General features: G+C 67.4%; 19 protein-coding genes. 7 read left to right on the top strand and 12 right to left on the bottom strand.

Translation table 11 applies throughout. The features are described from left to right. The first annotated feature begins 9 nt into the window (after nt 1–9). Nucleotides 10–480, top strand: coding sequence for a GNAT family N-acetyltransferase (locus AB0L60_RS39285; RefSeq protein WP_364625000.1), 471 nt, complete (start codon nt 10–12; stop codon nt 478–480). Here AB0L60_RS39285 and AB0L60_RS39280 read toward each other — a convergent pair whose 3' ends face one another. From AB0L60_RS39280 to AB0L60_RS39270, 3 genes are all read right to left on the bottom strand, one after another. Further along, nucleotides 481–1,209: a TetR/AcrR family transcriptional regulator gene (locus tag AB0L60_RS39280; RefSeq protein ID WP_364624998.1), complete on the bottom strand. Its 729-nt coding sequence runs from the start codon at nt 1,207–1,209 to the stop codon at nt 481–483. It abuts the gene before it with no gap. A 71-nt stretch (nt 1,210–1,280) separates the two neighbouring features. Then, on the bottom strand, nt 1,281–2,507 hold the full coding sequence (locus AB0L60_RS39275) for a cytochrome P450 (RefSeq protein ID WP_354850552.1): 1,227 nt from the start codon (nt 2,505–2,507) through the stop codon (nt 1,281–1,283). A 161-nt stretch (nt 2,508–2,668) separates the two neighbouring features. Beyond that, the gene (locus AB0L60_RS39270; protein WP_364624995.1) at nt 2,669–4,180 is read right to left on the bottom strand and encodes a sugar transferase; all 1,512 of its coding nucleotides are present in this window, start codon (nt 4,178–4,180) and stop codon (nt 2,669–2,671) included. 518 nt (nt 4,181–4,698) lie between these two features. Here AB0L60_RS39270 and AB0L60_RS39265 point away from each other — a divergent pair. The 4 genes from AB0L60_RS39265 to AB0L60_RS39250 are packed head-to-tail and all read left to right on the top strand — an operon-like array spanning nt 4,699 to nt 8,421. After that, nucleotides 4,699–5,964 (top strand): class I SAM-dependent methyltransferase, encoded by a 1,266-nt coding sequence (locus AB0L60_RS39265; RefSeq protein ID WP_364624993.1) that lies wholly within the window; start codon nt 4,699–4,701, stop codon nt 5,962–5,964. Further along, the gene (locus AB0L60_RS39260; RefSeq protein ID WP_364624991.1) at nt 5,961–6,743 is read left to right on the top strand and encodes a sugar phosphate nucleotidyltransferase; all 783 of its coding nucleotides are present in this window, start codon (nt 5,961–5,963) and stop codon (nt 6,741–6,743) included. The genes AB0L60_RS39265 and AB0L60_RS39260 overlap by 4 nt, the downstream gene beginning before the upstream one ends. Further along, nucleotides 6,740–7,390 carry a PIG-L family deacetylase gene (locus tag AB0L60_RS39255; RefSeq protein WP_364624989.1) on the top strand — a complete coding sequence of 217 codons (651 nt, stop codon included), beginning with the start codon at nt 6,740–6,742 and terminating at the stop codon, nt 7,388–7,390. The genes AB0L60_RS39260 and AB0L60_RS39255 overlap by 4 nt, the downstream gene beginning before the upstream one ends. A gap of 2 nt (nt 7,391–7,392) precedes the next feature. Then, nucleotides 7,393–8,421, top strand: coding sequence for an SDR family oxidoreductase (locus tag AB0L60_RS39250; RefSeq protein WP_364624987.1), 1,029 nt, complete (start codon nt 7,393–7,395; stop codon nt 8,419–8,421). Here the strand turns inward: AB0L60_RS39250 and rfbC are convergent. Next, the gene (gene rfbC, locus AB0L60_RS39245; protein ID WP_364624985.1) at nt 8,405–8,974 is read right to left on the bottom strand and encodes a dTDP-4-dehydrorhamnose 3,5-epimerase; all 570 of its coding nucleotides are present in this window, start codon (nt 8,972–8,974) and stop codon (nt 8,405–8,407) included. The two genes, AB0L60_RS39250 and rfbC, sit on opposite strands and share 17 nt — an antisense overlap. 14 nt (nt 8,975–8,988) lie before the next feature. Between rfbC and AB0L60_RS39240 the strand changes: the two genes are divergently transcribed. Both AB0L60_RS39240 and AB0L60_RS39235 read left to right on the top strand, forming a co-directional pair. Continuing rightward, nucleotides 8,989–10,107, top strand: a complete 1,119-nt coding sequence (locus tag AB0L60_RS39240) for a methyltransferase domain-containing protein (protein ID WP_364624983.1) — start codon at nt 8,989–8,991, stop codon at nt 10,105–10,107. Nucleotides 10,108–10,345: 238 nt separating this feature from the next. After that, nucleotides 10,346–10,969, top strand: coding sequence for an MspA family porin (locus AB0L60_RS39235; RefSeq protein WP_364624981.1), 624 nt, complete (start codon nt 10,346–10,348; stop codon nt 10,967–10,969). A 6-nt stretch (nt 10,970–10,975) separates the two neighbouring features. Here the strand turns inward: AB0L60_RS39235 and AB0L60_RS39230 are convergent, their stop codons facing one another. From AB0L60_RS39230 to AB0L60_RS39195, 8 genes are all read right to left on the bottom strand, one after another. Further along, complete coding sequence (locus tag AB0L60_RS39230) at nt 10,976–11,812, bottom strand: glycosyltransferase (protein ID WP_364624979.1); 837 nt, start codon at nt 11,810–11,812, stop codon at nt 10,976–10,978. Further along, nucleotides 11,812–13,206: a polysaccharide pyruvyl transferase family protein gene (locus AB0L60_RS39225; protein ID WP_364624977.1), complete on the bottom strand. Its 1,395-nt coding sequence runs from the start codon at nt 13,204–13,206 to the stop codon at nt 11,812–11,814. Before AB0L60_RS39225 ends, AB0L60_RS39230 begins: the two co-directional genes overlap by 1 nt. Before the next feature lie 144 nt (nt 13,207–13,350). After that, entirely contained in the window at nt 13,351–13,578 is a 228-nt protein-coding gene (locus tag AB0L60_RS39220; RefSeq protein WP_364624975.1) for a hypothetical protein, read from the bottom strand. A gap of 151 nt (nt 13,579–13,729) precedes the next feature. Then, the gene (locus AB0L60_RS39215) at nt 13,730–14,272 is read right to left on the bottom strand and encodes a dihydrofolate reductase family protein (RefSeq protein ID WP_364624973.1); all 543 of its coding nucleotides are present in this window, start codon (nt 14,270–14,272) and stop codon (nt 13,730–13,732) included. A gap of 49 nt (nt 14,273–14,321) precedes the next feature. After that, entirely contained in the window at nt 14,322–14,756 is a 435-nt protein-coding gene (locus AB0L60_RS39210) for a DoxX family protein (protein ID WP_364624971.1), read from the bottom strand. 89 nt (nt 14,757–14,845) lie between these two features. Further along, nucleotides 14,846–15,541 (bottom strand): DUF2993 domain-containing protein, encoded by a 696-nt coding sequence (locus AB0L60_RS39205; protein ID WP_364624969.1) that lies wholly within the window; start codon nt 15,539–15,541, stop codon nt 14,846–14,848. 96 nt (nt 15,542–15,637) lie between these two features. Next, nucleotides 15,638–16,516, bottom strand: coding sequence for an alpha/beta hydrolase (locus tag AB0L60_RS39200; protein ID WP_364625029.1), 879 nt, complete (start codon nt 16,514–16,516; stop codon nt 15,638–15,640). 210 nt (nt 16,517–16,726) lie between these two features. Then, the gene (locus AB0L60_RS39195; RefSeq protein ID WP_364624967.1) at nt 16,727–18,178 is read right to left on the bottom strand and encodes an amidase; all 1,452 of its coding nucleotides are present in this window, start codon (nt 18,176–18,178) and stop codon (nt 16,727–16,729) included. Between the last annotated feature and the right edge of the window lie 18 nt (nt 18,179–18,196).

Here is an 18,196-nt window from a genome sequence, read left to right as displayed (position 1 = left end):
ACCGACGCCATGATCGAAATCCAGGTCCTCCGACCCGACGATTGGTCCCTGTGGCGCGAACTCCGACTGCGAGCCCTGACCGAATCGGCGTCGGCCTTCGGTTCGACCCTCGCGGAGTGGAGCGGACCCGGCGACACCGAACAGCGCTGGCGCGCCCGGCTGACCGATGTCCCCCTCAACGTCATCGTGCGCTTGGACGGCATGCCCGTGGGGATGGCCGGCGCCTACATCCGAGACGACGAAGCGGCGGAACTGATCTCGCTGTGGGTCGCCGAGCCGGCCCGCGGCCGCGGCGTGGGCGACGCGGCCGTGCGCGCGGTCGTGGACTGGGCGGGTCGGCGCGACGTCGTGCTCTCGGTCAAGTCCGGCAACGACAGTGCGATCGCGTTGTATCTCCGCCACGGATTCGTCGACGCCGGACCATCACCCGATGACGACTCCGAACGCTTCATGCGCCGCGTCCAGCGGAAGGTGGGCTGATCAGTCGGCGACGAGACCGATGCCGCGGCCGATGTCGGCGAGGGTCGAGTCGAAGAGAACGTCGGGGTGGCTGACCGGGATGGGGTAGTTGCCGAAGACCTCGAGGGTGACATGGCCGTAGAGGCGGGCCCAGAACTGGATCATGACGTAACTGACGCCGAGGTCGAGCTTTTCGGCGGGGAACTTCTGACCGGAGTCGGCGAGTACGCGGAGCAGGTCGGTCTGGAATTTGATGAGGTCGTCGCGGAGTTCGGGCGGGATGAGGGCCGTGGGCGGGGTGACGACGTCGTAGTCGGTGAGGAGGCGGCCGGCGGCGCCGAGGAAGATGCGGCCGACCGGTTCGCCGAATTGCTGCATGGCGCTGGTGATTCCGGCACCGACCGGGGAGGCGAAGACCAGGGTGAATTCGCGGGAGTGGGTGAGGCCCCAGCGGCGGAAACCGCGGCAGATGGCGAAGAAGCGGACGCCCGCGTCGTCGGGGAGGCCCTCGATGGCGGCCTCCAGATCCTTTGCCAGATCGGCACATACGTCGGTACGCACGGCGGCGACGAGGTCGTCGCGGGATTCGTAGTACCGGTAGAGCGCGGGAGCGGTGATGCCCAGCTCCCGCGCGATGGCCCGCAGCGTGATCGCGTCGGGCCCTTGGTCGACCAGCAGTGACCGCGCGACGCGCCGGATGTCGGCGTCGCTGACCGCCGGCATCCGGCCGCGTCGGCGAGGTTCACTCATGCTGACTCCATAGGTCGAAAGAACGGGGCCCCTACCGGATTACGCACACTACCTCCTCGGGGCCCGGACGCTCATTCGTACGCGACTTCCCAGCTCTTGATGCCGTTGAGCCAGCCCGAGCGCAGGCGCACCGGCTCGGAGATCTGGTGCAGGTTCGGCATCACGTCGGCGATCGCGTTGAAGATCAGATCCAGCTGCAGGCGAGCCAGATTCGCGCCCACGCAGTAGTGGGTGCCGGTGCCGCCGAAGCCGACGTGCGGGTTGGGGTTGCGCAGCACGTTGAACTTGTACGGGTCTTCGAAGTAGTTCTCGTCGAAGTTGGCCGCGCTGTAGAACATGCCGACGCGCTGGCCCTTCTGGATCAGCTGGCCGCTGAGCTCGACGTCCTCGATGGCGGTGCGCTGGAAGGCGATGACCGGGGTGGCCCAGCGGACGATCTCGTCCGGAGCGGTGCGCGGACGCTGCTCCTTGTAGAGCTCCCACTGGTCCGGGTTGTCCACGAACGCCTTCATACCGTGCGTGGTGGCGTTGCGGGTGGTCTCGTTGCCGGCGACCGACAGCAGGATCACGAACCAGGCGAACTCGTCCGACGCCAGCGACTCGCCGTCGATGTCGGCCTGCAGCAGGGTGGAGGCGATGTCGTCCATCGGGCAGGCGCGGCGCTGCTCGGCCAGGTTCCAGGAGTAGCCCATGACCTCGGCGGTGGCGACCTTGTGGTCACCGTTGAACTCCGGGTCGTCGTAGCCGATCATCTGGTTGGACCAGTCGAAGATCTTGCCGCGGTCTTCCTGCGGGATGCCGATGAGCTCGGCGATGGCCTGCAGCGGCAGCTCGCACGCGACCTGCTCGACGAAGTTGCCGGAGCCGTTCTTCTTGGCCTCGTGCACGATTCGCTCGGCGCGCTCGCGCAGCGCGTTGCGCAGCGACTCGATGGCGCGCGGGGTGAAGCCCTTGGAGATGATCCGGCGCAGCTTGGTGTGGCGCGGCGGGTCCATGTTCAGCAGCAGGTAGCGCTGCACCTCGATCTCTTCGCGGGCGATGTCGCCGTAGAAGCGGATGACCGCGGTGTTCTCCTCGTTGGAGAAGGTCTCCGGGCTCTTGGAGATCTCCTTGATGTCATCCATCTGGGAGATGGCCCAGTAGCCGCCATCGTCGAAGCCGGTGAGGCCATTGGCCTGCGGCACCCAGAAGGGCTTGGCCTGCTTGCGGAGTGCGGCGAACTCTTCGACCGGCAGACGCTGCGCGAGCAGGTCGGGGTCGGTGAAGTCGAAACCGGTGGGGATGGACGGCGCGGACACGGAACCTCCTTTGGAACACGTTCGCCACCGAGTGAACCACACCACAGCAGGGTTTGTGAACACCTTTTACTAAAACCCGTTCACTAGATTCCGCCGCCTCTGGAAACAGGACGCGCCCGCCGCGAGGAACGCAGCGGGCGCGACGGTTTCGGAATCGACGGTCAGTATGCGCCTTCACCCCTGGTCACCGCGCCGATGGTCTTGGCGATCAGGAGCAGATCCAGGACCATGGACCAGTTCTCCACGTAGGACAGATCGAGGCGCATGGCATCCTCCGGGGTCAGATCCGAGCGGCCGCTGACCTGCCAGAGACCGGTGACGCCGGGTTTCACCAGCAGGCGGCGGCGCATGACGCCGTCGTAGGAGTCGACCTCGCGCTGAACCTGCGGACGCGGGCCGACGATGCTCATCTCGCCGCGCAGCACATTGAAGAACTGCGGGAGCTCGTCGAGCGAGTATTTGCGGATGACCTTGCCGACCGCGGTCACCCGCGGATCGTCGCGAACCTTGAAGAACAGCGGGTTGCCGCCGCTGCTGTCGATGAGCGCGTTGATGTGCGCCTCGGCGTCGGCGTACATGCTGCGGAACTTGATCATCCGGAAGGGCCGCCCGTCCCGGCCGATCCGCTCGGAGAGATAGAAGACCGGACCGCGACTGGTGACCTTCACCGCGAGCGCGATGACGGCCAAGGCCGGAGCGATGGCCAGCAGGGCGGCGCAGGCGAAGCAGAAGTCGAAGACGCCCTTGCGAATCGACTTCGCGCGGTCGTACTGCGGCTTCTCCACGTGCAGCATGGGCATGGAGGCGACCACCCGGTGAGTGAGCCGGGTGCCGGCGATGTCCACCAGGCCCGGTGTCACGATCAGTTCGGCGCCCAATTCGTCCAGCTCCCAGGCCATCCGGCGGAAGTCGGCCGGGCCGAGGTTGTCGGTGGCGGTGACCGCGACGGTGTCGGCCCCCGTCCGCCGGACCGCCTCGATCACGGCGTGATCGCTTGCGACAACCGGGATCTCCCGTCCGCCCACCTCCAGCACGGCGTCCGCGAGCGCCCCCTCGTCCCGGGTGCACACCCCGATCACCTGGTATCCGGATTCACGGTCGCGGGAGAAGGCCGCGAGCATGGCCCGCGCCGCCTGCGGGCTGCCGACCACCAGCATGGCGGTGCGGTAGTGGCCGCGGGCGCGGCGCCCGGCCACCCAGCGCCGCCAGATCCGGCGCTCCACCATGAGCCCGATCATGCCGAGCGGCAGGGCGATGGCGAGATAGCCGCGAGCGATGTCGACCCGAAGTAGCAGCGATACAATCGCTATCCCACCGAACAGCTTCAGGGAAGCGGCCACCACGCGCCGGTATTCCTCTGTGCCACTGCCGATTACGCGCGGCGACCGGGTGCCGCTGAGCGTCAGCGTGATCGACCACGCCAGTGCCAGCATGGCCGACACCATGGTGTAGCGAACTTCCAGCGGTAGCTGGGAGGCCAGCGGCGGCTCGGCCCCCACGCCGCCGAAGCGAATCCATTGGGCAAATCCGATGGATAACACTAAAACGATCAAGTCGCTAATAAACAGCCGACGCGCGTAATCCGCTTGCCAGCGTTCACGATCCGAGCGCGGCTCGGGCCGTGGAGGCCGGGGCGCGCGCACGGCGCGACCGGCAGAAATTTCGTAACTCATGAAACGAACGCACCTCCCCCACGGGAGAACTCGGTTCCGATCCCCGCTGATCAGTTCCAACGACCGGCCGACGCCGGTTTCCCAGGGGCTTTCAGGACCATGACAATCGATGTGGCCGCCGAGTCTTTCGGTGGCCAGATGCCGAATGTTACACAACCACGGTAGCGCGCAGAATGTAACCCATAGTGCCCCAACGTTTCCGAAAAGTAACGGGATTCGTGACGACCGGTTTCCCGCACGCCTCCCCCTATTTCCCCTATTCGCAGAATCGCAGGTTGAACTACGCAAGATCTACCGTGCGAGCTGGTCGAAACCCTTGCACCGCAAGGCTCGAGCGTTTGCCGACCGGACGCCTGGTTCTGCGGGTCGCAGAAATCCAGTTGCTTCGGCGCCATCGGTCACTCGCCGGGCGCCCGAACACCACGCAATCCTGCTGTAACGTAAGGCCGGATCGAGCCGACCACAGGTCATCCGGCGCTGCGCGGGCAGCCCGAACTCGGTGAAAGGCGGGGAACTTCGTGCAATGCCGTCTGTGCCATTCCGATCGACTGCGCAGCGTTCTTGATCTGGGCGCCACACCGCCGTGTGAAAAATTCCTCACCGCCGGCGAACTGGACCTGTGCGAACCGACATATCCGCTGCACCTGAGGCTGTGTGAAAACTGCCTGCTGCTGCAGATTCCGGCGCTCATCACTCCGGAGGAAACATTCACGGAATATGCCTATTATTCGTCATTTTCGGACAGCTGGGTCAGGCATGCCAAGATCTTCGTCGATCAGGCAATCACACAGCTAAATCTGACTGATAATAGTTTCATCATTGAGGTGGCGAGTAACGACGGTTATCTCCTGCAGCACGCCGTGGCCGCCGGCATCCCGTGCCTGGGAATCGAGCCGTCGGTGAATGTCGGTGCGGCAGCCCGCGACAAGGGCGTACCCACCGAGACCGCCTTCCTCGACGAGGAGATGGCCGTCCGGGTCCGCGCCGAACGCGGACCGGCGAATCTGGTGGTGGCCAACAATGTCTACGCCCACATCCCCGACCTGCTGGGTTTCACCAGGTCACTGCGTGCGCTCATGGCCGACGACGGCTGGCTGTCCATCGAGGTGCACCACGCGCTCAACCTGGTGGCGCTGGCCCAGTTCGACACCATCTATCACGAGCACTTCCAGTACTACACGCTACTGTCGGCCCAGCGGGCCCTGGCCACCGCCGGCCTGGCCGTGGTCGACTGCGAACTGATTGGCACACATGGCGGTTCGCTGCGCGTGTGGGCCCGTCCCGAGGGCGTCGACACCCCCACCGCACGGGTTGCCGAGGTACTGCGACTGGAAGCCGATGCCGGTCTGCACGCGGTCGCCGGCTACCTCGAACTGCGACCAGACACCGAGCGGGTGCGCCAGGATCTCCTGCGATTCCTGCTCGACGCCAAGGCATCCGGCAAGCGCGTGGTGGGCTACGGCGCTCCCGGCAAGGGCAACACCCTGCTCAACTACTGCGGTATCCGCACCGACCTGCTCGAGTACACCGTCGACCGCAACCCCTACAAACACGGACGGTTCACACCCGGCGCCCGCATCCCGATATGCGAACCGGAGCGGATCGACGCCGACCGCCCCGATGTAGTGCTGGTGCTGCCCTGGAACCTGGAACGGGAGATCACCGCGCAGCTGCGGCACGTCACCGACTGGGGTGGCGAGATCGTCTACCCGCTCCCCCACCTTCATCATGCGACGCTCGACGACGCCGCCGCATCCACTCATGCAGAAAGGCAAGCGAAGTGAAGGTCGTACTGTTCTGCGGCGGTTACGGCATGCGGATGCGCAACGGCACCGAGGACATGATCCCCAAACCGATGCAGATGGTGGGCCCGCGCCCGCTGATCTGGCATGTCATGCGCTACTACGCGCACTTCGGGCACAAGGACTTCATCCTGTGCCTGGGCTACGGCGCCGCGCACATCAAGAACTTCTTCCTCACCTACCAGGAGTCGGTGTCCAACGACTTCGTCATCCGCGGCGGCAAAGTGGAGCTGCTGCAGTCCGATATCAGCGACTGGACCATCACCTTCGTCGACACCGGGGTCGAGTCGCCCATCGGTGAGCGGCTGCGCCGGGTGCGCGATCATCTCGCGGGCGAGCGCTACTTCCTGGCCAACTACGCCGACGTGCTCACCGACGCGCCACTGAACGAGATGATCACCCAGTTCCAGCATTCCGGGGCCGCGGCCTCCATGATGATCGTGCCGCCGCAGTCCTCCTTCCACTGCGTGGACGTGAACTCGGCCGGGGAAGTCAAGAACATCACCCAGGTTTCGCAGCTGCCGATCTGGGAGAACGGCGGCTATTTCGTGCTGACGCAGGAGATCTTCGAGCATCTGCTGCCCGGCGGGGATCTGGTGGAGGACGCTTGCGGCGCACTGGCCGCGCAGGGCCGGATGTTCGGCTATCAGCATCACGGGTTCTGGAAGCCCGCCGACACCTTCAAGGAGCGCGCCGAGCTGGACACCGGCTATCTGCGGGGTGACCGCCCGTGGATGGTGTGGGAGCAGCGCAGCGCATGATCCGACTCGACGCCGGCGCGATCACTGAGATCGCGCTGCTGGCGGCGCATTGCGACGATCTCGCCATCGGGCTGGGCGGGACGCTGCTGACACTGGCCGAGGCCGGGCCGGGCCTGCGGGTCCGGGCGCTGGTGCTCACCGGTGCCGGCACCGAGCGCGCCGAGGAGGAGCGGGCCGCGCTCGAATCCTTCTGTCCCGGCGCGGATCTGGAGCTGCGAATCCTGGACGTGCCGGACGGTTACGCACCCGCGCACTGGGCGCGGGTCAAGGACGCGGTGGGCGCGCTGCGCCGCGACAGCGCGGCCCCGGTGGTGTTCGCGCCGCAGCGGGGGGACGCCCATCAGGACCACCGGCTGCTGGCCGAGCTGGCGCCCACCGAGTTCCGCGACCACCTGATCCTGGGCTACGAGATCCTCAAGTGGGAGAACGACACCCCGCAGCCGGCGGTGTTCCATCCACTGCCCGCGGGCTGCGCGGAGCGCAAAGCCGCGCTGTTGATGAAACACTATCCCTCACAGCGCAATCGGGACTGGTTCGATGAGCAGTCCTTCCTGGCCCTGTCCCGGCTGCGCGGGGTGCAGTGCCGCGCCCAGCACGCCGAGGCGTTTCTGCTCGAGAAGGCCACCATCACTTTCGGAGGTGCATAGTCATGCGCGTGCTCGTCACCGGGCATCAGGGGTATCTGGGTACCGTCATGGTGCCGTTGCTACAGCAGGCCGGCCATGAGGTGACAGGGCTGGACAGCGGGCTTTTCGCGGAGTGCGTGCTGGGCGAGGCACCGCCCGCGCCGTCCGCCCTCGCCGTGGATCTGCGCGATGTGACCGCCGATCAGCTCGCCGGTTTCGACGCCGTGGTGCATCTGGCGGCACTGTCGAACGATCCGCTGGGCGCGCTGGCGCCCCGGATCACCTACGACATCAACCATCACGCGTCGGTCCGGCTGGCGCGGCTGGCCAAGGACGCCGGGGTGCGCCGATTCCTCTACGCGTCCACGTGTTCGGTGTACGGAGCGGCCGGGGACGGCCTGGTGACCGAGGACGCGCCGCTGCGTCCGCTCACCCCCTACGCCGAGTCCAAGGTCCGGGTCGAGGACGATGTGGCCGCCATCGCCGACTCCGGCTTCTCCCCCGTATTCCTGCGCAATGCCACGGCATTCGGGTTCTCGCCGCGGCTGCGCGCCGATATCGTGCTCAACAATCTGGTCGGGTACGCGGTGCTGACCGGTGAGGTGAAAGTGCTCTCGGACGGCACGCCGTGGCGGCCGCTGGTGCACGCGCAGGACATCGCGCGCGCCTTCGCCGCGTGCCTGGCGGCGCCCGACGAGGCCGTGCACTGCCGCGCCTACAACGTCGGCACCGAGGCCAACAATCTCACGGTCGCGCAGATCGCGCAGGCGGTGGTCGACGTGGTCCCGGAATCCACGCTGGTCATCACCGGCGAGAGCGGCGCGGACCCGCGCTCGTACCGGGTCGACTTCGGTTATGCCCGAAAGGAACTGGGCTTCGAAGCGGAGTGGAGCATTCCCGACGGCGCGGCCGAGCTGTACCGGGAGTACCGCGCGCGCGAGCTCACCGCCGGGGCCTTCTTCCAGCGTTTCACCCGCCTGGCGTGGCTGAAGTCGCTGAAGGAGACCGGCATGCTGGACGACGAGCTGCGCCGGATCAGGACCGAGGTGTGAGATGAAGGGCGGCGAGCAGCTCGCGCCACGAGCCCGCGCCCGCGTCCCGCACCGACACCACGGTCACCGGCTGCGGCCAGGCGATGGCCAGGTCCGGATCGTCATAGGCGACACCCAGGTCCTCGGCCGGGTCGTGCGGGCGGTCGATGCGGTAGCAGACATCGGCCACCTCGGTGAGCGCCTGGAAGCCGTGCAGGAAGCCGGGCGGGACGTAGAGATGCCGGAAGTCGGTGTCGTCCAGCAGGAATGCCTGCCGGCGGCCGAAGGTCGGCGAATCCGGGCGGATGTCGACGAGCACGTCGTGCACCGCGCCGTGCGCGCAGCGCACCAGCTTGGCCTCGCCGCGCCCGGAGCGGCCGTGCATACCGCGCACCACACCCCGGTGCGAGCGCGACTGCGAATCCTGCACGAACGTCGCCGACACCCCGGGCGTGCCCAGGTGGGCGTCGAATTCCTCGGCGTCGAAGGTTCTGGTGAACAGGCCGCGATCGTCGCGGAACGGCTGCGGGATCAGGATCAGGACGTCGGCGAGGTCGGTCGATTCGATACGCACCAGGTCATCGTGCCATGAGCGGCGAACCCCGGTACGGGTGTCGCGGCTGTGGGCTGGGCCCGCTGGCCCGGGTGTTGGATCTCGGGAAAATGCCTGCGGCAGACGACTTTCCGAGTCTCACCTCGGCGAGCCCGCATCGCGAAGCAAGTAGCCTGGCGGCCGAGGCGGCGCATCCGCTGGCCATGGACCTGTGCGCCGCGTGCAGGCTGGCGCAACTGGCCGAGGACGACACCGTCACCGCCGAACCGCGCGGCGTGGAGCCGCAGGCGCTGCGGGATCAGGCAGCGGACGCGGTGGCCCGGGTGGCCGCGGCGGGCCTGCTGCCCGGCGGCGGGACGGTGCGGGAGTTCGGCAGCCCGCACGGCGGCAGCTGGCTGCCGCTGCTGACCGAGCGCGGGCACCGGGTCACCGATCGGCCCGCCGATGTGGTGATCGACTGCTTCGGCATCATGCACGAGCCCGATCAGCGGGTCGCCTTCGCGCAGCGCGCGGCGGCCACCGCGCCGGGCGGGGTGCTGCTGCTGCAGTTCCACTCCTTGCACGCCATCGTGCGCCAGGGACAGTGGAATGCGTTGCGGCACGGGCATTTCGCCTACTACACGATGGCTTCGCTACAGGGCCTGCTGCGCCCGGCCGGGCTGGTGGCGGTGACCGCATGGGAGTTCCCGCTCTACGGCGGCACGGTGCTGGTGGCGGCGGTGCACGCGCCCGCCGCCCCCGACCCCGCCATTGCGCGGATCCTCGCCGCGGAGGCGGCGGTGGCGGACCCGGTGGCGGTGCGCGGGCTCCAGCACGCCGCCGACCAGCAGGCGCGGTCGCTGCGCGCCTGGCTGGAGTCCGAAATCGCCTCCGGCAGAATCGTTTACGCATACGGGGCGGCGTCGCGCGCGGTCGCGCTGCTGCATCTGGCGGGCGCGCATCGCGGCCTGCTGGCCGGGGTGGCCGATGCCTCCCCGGGCAAGCAGGGCCGCCGCATGCCCGGTACCGACATCCCGATCCTGTCTCCGGCGGAACTCGTTGCCGCGCAGCCGGATCGGGTCCTGCTGACTTTGCCCGATCTGTTGCCGGAGGTCTCGTCCCGGTGGCCCGAACTTCACGGGAAGTGGGTGATCGATGTGACCGAATCGCTATGAAAGCCAGCAAATCTCGCCTGGCATGCGTATGAATCCGCCGGGCATGCACCACGTCGGCCGTGATGGCAATCATGGGATCGCGGCCACACGCAGAGTAATCGAGTGGGTTGATCTCAGCGTGGGGGTCGATCATCGGCCGAGGGGACGGGGGACGGCGTCTCGCGTCCCATAACACTGGGGAATCATCAAACACGCGTAGGCAATACGCAGCAATACCTGATGAGGGAATGGGAACATCATGCGCAACAACACGACTGCGCTCTCTCGCACCGCGACCGTCGCGGTCGCGGCCACCATCGGCCTGGTTCTGAGCGGCGGCACCTCGTCGGCCGCTGTCGACGCCGCCAATTCGATCGTCGACCAGCATGGTCGGACGGTCCACGCCATCTCCGCCGATACCAAGATCGATTTCGTGCCGCCGCTGGACGGCAACCCGCTCACCCGGGAGTGGTTCCACAGCGGCAAGGCCTGCTTCAAGGTCGACCTCCCGGCCGGCGATCCGTGGACCGGCCACATCACCCTCGGCTACCAGGTCGGCTATCCGGCCACGCTGTCGGGCAAGCTGGAATTCCAGTACCAGACTCCCGGCCTCGAGCTGGAGATCGGCAATGATCCCAAAGCCGATGTCTTCAACCTGATTCCGACGCTGGGCGTGACCCTCGACGTCGGCTTCGGCCCGGGCATCCAGTCGGTGGACGCCGCCGGCGGCGATGTGTCCGGCACCGAGGGCTGCATCAGCATGTCGGGCTTCCACGGCACCGCGTCCGGGGTGCTGGGCACCACCACCATCCGGCCGTTCGTGCGGCTGGTGAGCAGCAGCGGCGACACCGTTGTCGCCTACGGGCCGCTGTCGAGCATCTAGCAGCGGTCAGTGCAGCAGGTCCGGGCGGCGCAGTGCGGTCGCGACCGTCCGGACCCGCACCCGTTCGGCGGCAGCGCGCGCCAGCCGCCAGTCGCCGCCGAGGACCGCACCGCGACCGACGTACTGCGGGTACTCCGCGCCCAGGCGGTGATGGAAGCGCAGCATCTCGATCAGCTTGCTGACCGTCGAGGTCTGGCTGCACAGGTTGAAGCTCGAATTGCGCCAGGCGGCCAGGATTTCCGGCATGCCGTAGAAGTCGCCGAAGGCGCACACGCGGGCGAAGAGATCCACGTCCATCGGGAAGACCAGATCGCCGCGGAAGCCGCCCACCCGGTCGAAGTCCTGGCGGCGGAAGAGCGCCGCCGCGGTGGGGCCAAAATCGGCAGGGCCGCGGTGCACGATGGTGCGCATGAGGGCGCGGGCGTTGCGGCGGCCCAGCAGGTTCGGCAGACCCAGGTCGGTCTCCTCGACCGCGCCGTGCTCGTCGATGACCTGGAATTTGGACGAGCAGATGGCGATGCCGTTGTCGCCCATAATCTCCAGCTGCTTGTCGAGAGAGCCGGGCAGCAGGATGTCGTCGGCGCAGACGACCTTCACGAAGCGGCCCGAGGTCAGCGAGACAGCCTTGTTCCAGTTCTCGCCGATGGGCAGGGTGTCCTCGTTGCGGTGCACGTGCAGCCGCGGGTCGTCGAAGGATTTCGCGATGGCGCCGGTGTCGTCGGAACTGGCATTGTCCAGGACGAGCACCTCGATATCGGTGTCCTGGTCCAGAATCGAGCGCAGCGTCGTGTCCAGGGTGCGGCCGGAATTGTAGGCCGGGACGCATACCGAGAGGTTCTTCATCAATCCCCCTGAACTGGTTCGGCTGGTTCGCCGGGTGCGCCCTCACCTCCTGCCACGAGCCCGTACACCCGATCCAGACCCGCGCGGCTGGCGTCGATCTGTTCGACTGCCCTCTGCTGCAGCGTATCCCGCAGTTCCGGCGCGGATTCCCACAGCTGGCGAATCGCACGTGACAGTTCGGCGTCGAGGTTGTCCACGTCCAGGTGCACGATACGCAGACCGCCCGCGCCCGCGCCCGCGCCGAACATATCGGCCAACCCATAGAATTTGTCGTCGTAGTACTGCGACGCCGTTACAGCCACGGCCGGAATGCCCTGGGAGAGCGCGAAAACCGCGAGGTGGTATGCGCTGGTCACCAGCACCCGGCAGCGCGAGACCTGACGCGCCACGTCCTGCGCGGTGCCCGCGCGCCCGATGACGGGCCGGGTGCTCACCGCGCCCGTGAGCAGCGGCAGTGTGTGACGGCGGTCCTCGTCGTCGTATTCGGAGATGATGAGCGGGGCCAGCGCGGTGTTCAGCTCGGCGGCCTCGCGGCGCACCACCACGCCGAGGGTGTCGCGGGCCGAGTCGCTCACCTTGGAATAATCCGAAATGCGCAGGCACAGACCCAGATCGGTGCCGATACAGGGCCGCCGCAGACGGTAGGAGAACTCCACCGCGTCGTCGCCGGTGACCATGATCTTCTCGGCGGCGACGCCGAGTTCGGCCAGCAGCTTGGGGCCGCGGCGCCCCTCGCGCAGAGCGATGAGGTCGGCGCCCGGCAGCACCTCGGCCGCGCGGCGCAGCAGGCGCGCATCGCACATGGGGCCCAGGCCCTGGCCGATCATGACATTCGGAATGCCTTGGCGCTGTGCGGCTTCCAGCAGGTTGAGGGTGCGATGGGCCTGGTAGAGGTCGACATCGGTCATGTAGCCGCCGCCCTGTGCGATGACCAGGTCGGCGTCAGCGAGGGCGGCGGGCACCGGCGGCAGGTCGGGCATGCCGGCCGGTTCGGGTTCCCGGTCGCCCCTGGTGAGGACGTGGACCTCCTTGCGCGCCCAGTTCTTGGCGCCGCGCAGATAGTGTTTGGGCACCTCGGTGGCGGAGCGCCAGCGCATGGCGGCGGGGCCGAGCAGGTGGACCCCGGCGGCCTCCTCCAGCCGGCCCGCGAGACCGCCCCGGCCCCAGTGCCCGCCGGTGTGGGCCGGCACGGGTTCGGCCTGCGGCAGCACGCCGCGCAGAATGTGGGGTTCGTCGGTGAGCATGCCGATGCGGGCGTGCGGCCAGTGTTCCCGTAGGCGTTCGACGGTCATCACCATCATGGCGATGTCGCCGCGATTGCGTAACCAGTACTCGCCATTGTCGACGAGCACCCTTATTTTCCCGGCACCATCCCCCGCGCCAGAGTTCCCCACGCTCGATTCCTTCCGACGCCCGGTCCGAGCACGAATCCGCAGCGAATCTATCGCACGTCCAGTGCTCCGCGCCATACGGTGCGGGGGTCCCGGAATGCGAAATCGTTTCAGTGCCAGGATCATCGGCGCGGCAGCACCGACCGGTCAGCTGGGGAACAGGGGGCTCACCAGATTGCTGCACAGCCACTTGCCGTCCACGTACTCCATGGACAGGGTGATCCTCTGGTGATCGGTGGTGTTGTCCGCCTTGCCCTGGGTGGAGTTGATCTGGGTGACGTCGACGGCCAGATCGTAATGAGTGTTTCTACCCGAGGTCACCGTGCAGGCTGCGTCGGCGGCGCGGGTGTGCTCGGAATCCGACTCCAGCAGCACACGGATGGTCGGCAGCAGCGTCTCTGCCGTTCAACGGTGTACCCCGCGAAAACCTGCCCCTGCGCGAGTGTCCGCCCCACAGCCTGCCTACCTCCGACCACGTCGTGCCCGCCGATCACCGTAACTCAGATCCGGCAGCGCGGCGTCGGCGTTAATCGGCGGGCTCGACCTGGAATCGGAGATCGGTGATCTGACCGGAGTCGTCGCAGGTCAGCTTGCGCAGCCGAACCGGCGCGGTTCCTTCGAACAGTCGCACTCCGCTACCGAGCAGGATCGGCACGATGTGCATGACGATCTCGTCCACGAGCCCGGCCTCGAGGCATTGCCGGGCCAGATTCGCGCCGAAAATTCCGAGGTCGCCTTGCCCCGCCGCGGCTTTCGCCGTGGCGACCGCCTCCGCGATACCGCCGGACAGGAAGGTGACATCGGGATCCTGCGGCGCGTCCCCGGGCCGATGGGTGAGCACGAATATCGGCCCGGACCACATGCCGCCGTACAGTTTCCGATCGCCGGTCCCGGGCTTGTTGCCCAGGTCGTATCCGCGTCGCCCGGACAGGACGGCCCCGGTCCGGCGCATCGCCTCCACCCCGAGCGGGCCCGCCGCGCCGTGCCCGAACATCCACCCGGTGGAGTCGTCCTCCGGTGCGATGAACCCGTCCACCGACATCGTGATGTGCCACAGAACTTGCGTCATACGAGGGGAGACGGGTCGGGAGGCGCAAACTCATCGGCGGCGGGCGGTCCTATCGACGCGGGAGCATGCGGTCAGCGGGCCGCAGCGCCCAGGACGCGAGGACCAGCGCCACGATGCCGGCGGTGACGGTCAGATGCATACCGGCGACGCCGTAATCGCGTTCGACCAGGTGCGAGATGAAGGCTCCGGTCATGTTGAAGAACATTCCGGCGTAGGCCCATTCCTTCAATCGCGGAAAGCCGGGAACCAGAATCGCGGCGCTGCCCAGCAGTTTCCACGTTGCGATGAGCGTGAGGAAGTAGGTGGGATACCCCAGAATCGTGTGGGTTTCCTGGGTCCCGTACTGCTGGGTGTACTCGCCGTAGGCGCCGCTGACCATCATGAACGCCAGACTCACCGTGCACGCCCAGTAGGCGTACGTCCGAATCCGGCCCCGCGCGGCCGGAGTGGTCCGGGTCGGGATCTGCTGCGTGATGGTGGCCATGGTCTTCTCCTGTCGGGATGCACTCTTCGGTGTCATCTCCTCGACCATCGGCACGCGGGAAATGTGACAGCACCCGGGCGGGAGTGTTCTTACGACAGGTCGGAGAAGCGCACGGTGTGGGCGATGGCGGTTACCTGCAAGCCACCGACGCTCGGTTGGATGGACGTGAGCTGCGCGCCCAGCGGCAGCCGCTGCAAAGGCACGGTGAAGGTGAGATTTTGTTGCAGCAGGGACAGCGGAATCGTCGGGCCGCCGGCCGCGGCCTGGACCGAGACCGGGGTGACCACGATGCCGTCCTCGGTCGGCGCGACGGTGACGACCACCGTCGCGGGCACCGACAGACCCTCCACCGAAAACGTTCCCTTCACGCGCAGTCCGTCCGGAGCATAGGAGATCGACTGCACTCCCTCCGGGGCAAAGGTCTGCACAGTGTCGTACGGAACCAGAGCCGTCGCGGTCGCCGTCGCGGCAACCAGATTCGAGGTGCGGCCGTGCGCCACATCGCTCAGCGGCGCAGATACATCGGTCAGTCTGACATCGAGATTGTGAACTGAAAGCTGCTGTCCACTCCAGTCGCCGACCTTGATATCGATGTCATGGAAATTGCCGCGGACAGCCTGCGTCAGAAACGGGAAGCCGCCGATCTCTACGCGCGGCTGCTGCGGAAGGTTGTACTCGGTAGCAATCTGGCGCCCGATCTCGTTCTGTGCCACCACAACCCCGACTCGGTCGCCCACGACCAGCGCAATCGCCAGCACAACCACCAACATCAACAACGCACGCATACACTCACCCGCTCAGCCATCCCACCATCATGCTGTCGATCGCGACCATCCGCCGCCTCCGACTCGCCACCGGGTCCGGCGTAGGGCGACGACCTGTTATTTCCTCGTGAGGCGTCGGTCAAGCCATGACTCGGCGTCGCGGAGGGCGGCGGCGGCCATGCCGGTCGGGCGGGAGGTGAAGGCGTGGGTGGACTCGGGGTAGACGCGGATGTCCACGTCGTTTCCCGCTGCGGAAAGGCGGGCTGCCATGGCCAGGTTGTCTTCGAGGAGGAGATCCAGGGAGCCGACCATCAGTAGCGTCGGGGGCAGGTCGGCGAGGTTGCCGTAGAGGGGTGATATGTCGGGGTTGGTGTGGTCGGAGATGTGGCCGGCGTAGGCCTGGATGAAGTACTCGTCGGCGTAGAGCTTGCCGCCGGGAGATTGCCCGCTGAGGTCGTAGGCGCCGAACTGCAGGACGGCACCGGCGAACCGATCGGTCAGGTCTCGGTCGCGCAGTCGTAGCAGGGTGGTCATGACCAGAGTGGATCCCGCGGATGCTCCGCCGATCGCCAGATCCGTTGTCCCGAACAATGATTCCGCCTGTTCCAGGAGCCAGAGCGCGGCGGTTTCACAGTCGTCGGGGGCGGCGGGCCAGGGATGCTCCGGCGCCAGGCGGTAGTCGACGCTCACCACGGCTACACCGAGGGCGTCGGCAAGGCGAGCACTGCGGGCATCCTCGCCGGCCGCCGAGCCGAGATAGAAGCCTCCGGCGTGGATGTCGAGATAGGCGGCTCGGATCTCGGTGTCCCGGGGGAGCGTGATCCGCACCGGGACTCGACGGCCGCCCGTCTCGGCGATGTGCTCGGTGGCCCTGGTGCTCGCGCGAGGGAGGGACGTGGCATGTCTGTCCCGCACCTCGAGGAGCTCCTCGAAGGTGGCCGGGCCGGCAACAGGTTTCGAGGCCGCGTTGAGCTGCCGGCATTCCGCGACATGAATGCCGAGTTCCTCATCGATCAGCCGCGTGAGTCCGATCTCCACGTTTCTCCTGTTCACAGCCCGGTACCGCGTGGACGTCAGCGGCGCATCGCCGCAATCGAACACCCTCGCATCGGTCATGAGCATGCAATCAGGCGAGACACCGGACATCAAACAACCAATCCACCTGCCGCCCACAACGTTCGGTTGTGCGCCGCACCTGACGCACTCCTAGCGCGGTTGCTGGAAGCCGCCGATCTTCTCTTCGAGCAGTTCGGCCAGCCGCAGTGGGGTGCGGTCCTCGAACATCGGCCCGATGAGCTGAACGCCCACCGGCAGCCCCTCGGGTGAGAGTCCCGTCGGGATGGCGGTGGCGGGCAGGCCGGGCATGGTTGCCACGCCGGCCCAGACGAGCTGGTCGCCGAATGGGTGTGCGACGCCGTCGATATCGATCCGCCGGTCCCGCATGTCGGGTTTGTGGTCGTGCGGGAACGCGGGAGTCGGCGTGATCGGGCACACGACGACATCGAACTCGCCGAACAGCTGCCGCCAGGTCTGGCGGTGGAATTCGCGTCGGGTGTTCGCCTCGATCCACTCGCGGTGGCTGAACACCGCGCCGCGCACCCAGGCCACCTCGGAACCCTCAGCGTCCTCGGGCAGTCCGGCGGCGACCGCCCGCGCCTGCTCGTACTGCTCCGCCGGCATACGTGCCGCGAGGTTCGAAACCAGCAGCTGCGTATAGAGGGTCGCGGCTTCGGTGAGATCGGGCAGCAGCGGACTGTGCCGTTCGACGCGTGCACCCTCGGCGGTGAGCGCGTCGGCGACTCGGTTCAGCCCGGCCCGCACGGCCGAGCCGGTCGGGATCAGCGGGTGCTCGTCGATGATCAGGACGCGGAAATCCGACAGTTGCTCGTGGCGGGCGGGCGGCAGAGCCACTTCGTATGCGACACCGAGGGTCAGCGGGTCCGGTCCGGCCATGACGTCGAGCAGGAGCGACAGGTCGCGGGCGGTACGCGCCATCGGACCGACGACGGCGAGATCGATCTCGGCCGGCAGTGCCGGTGCGGGCGGCGGCACCATACCGCGCGTCGCCGCCAACCCGAGGGTCGGCTTGTGCGCGTACACGCCGCAGAAATGCGCCGGAGTGCGCAGTGAACCACCGATATCGGACCCGATGGACAGCGCGCCGAACCCGGCCGCCAGAGCCGCCGCCGATCCACCGGAAGAGCCGCCCGGCGAACGCCCGTGATCCCACGGATTGTTGGTGGTGCCATAGATCTCGTTGAAGCTCTGCAGATCCTGCAGCATGAACGGCACATTGGTCTTACCCAGCGTCACCGCACCGGCAGCCTCGAGCCGCGACACCTGCACCGCGTCCTCGGCCGGCACATAATCCCGGAATGCCGGCATGCCCCAGGTCGTGGGCAGCCCAGCCATGTTGTAGGACTCTTTGACCGTCACCGGAATCCCGAGCAGCGGCTTGTCCTCACCCCGCCCGCGCGCCTCATCCGCCCGGCGCGCCGCAGCCCGCGCCCGCTCGAAGTCCGGCACACAAATCGCATTGATCGCCTTGTCGTCTCGCTCGATCCGCGCAATCGCCTCCTCGGTCAGCTCCACCGAGGTCACCTCACCAGCGCGCATCGCCGCCGAAAGCTCTTCCGCCGCACGAAAACTCCACTCCATGAACCCGACCCTACCGCC

The organism is Nocardia sp. NPDC051981 (genome assembly GCF_040680715.1).
GTDB lineage: Bacteria > Actinomycetota > Actinomycetes > Mycobacteriales > Mycobacteriaceae > Nocardia.
The sequence above is the reverse complement of the archived record's forward strand: the minus strand, read 5'-3'. Positions and strand labels throughout refer to the sequence as shown.

Bases quoted from the DNA above. Each gene is read 5' to 3' on its own strand.
- AB0L60_RS39280 (WP_364624998.1), bottom strand. From the start codon at position 1,209: ATGAGTGAACCTCGCCGACGCGGCCGGATGCCGGCGGTCAGCGACGCC.
- AB0L60_RS39195 (WP_364624967.1), bottom strand. From the start codon at position 18,178: ATGGAGTGGAGTTTTCGTGCGGCGGAAGAGCTTTCGGCGGCGATGCGC.
- AB0L60_RS39230 (WP_364624979.1), bottom strand. From the start codon at position 11,812: ATGAAGAACCTCTCGGTATGCGTCCCGGCCTACAATTCCGGCCGCACC.
- AB0L60_RS39285 (WP_364625000.1), top strand. From the start codon at position 10: ATGATCGAAATCCAGGTCCTCCGACCCGACGATTGGTCCCTGTGGCGC.
- AB0L60_RS39270 (WP_364624995.1), bottom strand. From the start codon at position 4,180: ATGAGTTACGAAATTTCTGCCGGTCGCGCCGTGCGCGCGCCCCGGCCT.
- AB0L60_RS39210 (WP_364624971.1), bottom strand. From the start codon at position 14,756: ATGGCCACCATCACGCAGCAGATCCCGACCCGGACCACTCCGGCCGCG.
- AB0L60_RS39255 (WP_364624989.1), top strand. From the start codon at position 6,740: ATGATCCGACTCGACGCCGGCGCGATCACTGAGATCGCGCTGCTGGCG.
- AB0L60_RS39250 (WP_364624987.1), top strand. From the start codon at position 7,393: ATGCGCGTGCTCGTCACCGGGCATCAGGGGTATCTGGGTACCGTCATG.
- AB0L60_RS39235 (WP_364624981.1), top strand. From the start codon at position 10,346: ATGCGCAACAACACGACTGCGCTCTCTCGCACCGCGACCGTCGCGGTC.
- AB0L60_RS39215 (WP_364624973.1), bottom strand. From the start codon at position 14,272: ATGACGCAAGTTCTGTGGCACATCACGATGTCGGTGGACGGGTTCATC.
- AB0L60_RS39205 (WP_364624969.1), bottom strand. From the start codon at position 15,541: ATGCGTGCGTTGTTGATGTTGGTGGTTGTGCTGGCGATTGCGCTGGTC.
- AB0L60_RS39240 (WP_364624983.1), top strand. From the start codon at position 8,989: ATGAGCGGCGAACCCCGGTACGGGTGTCGCGGCTGTGGGCTGGGCCCG.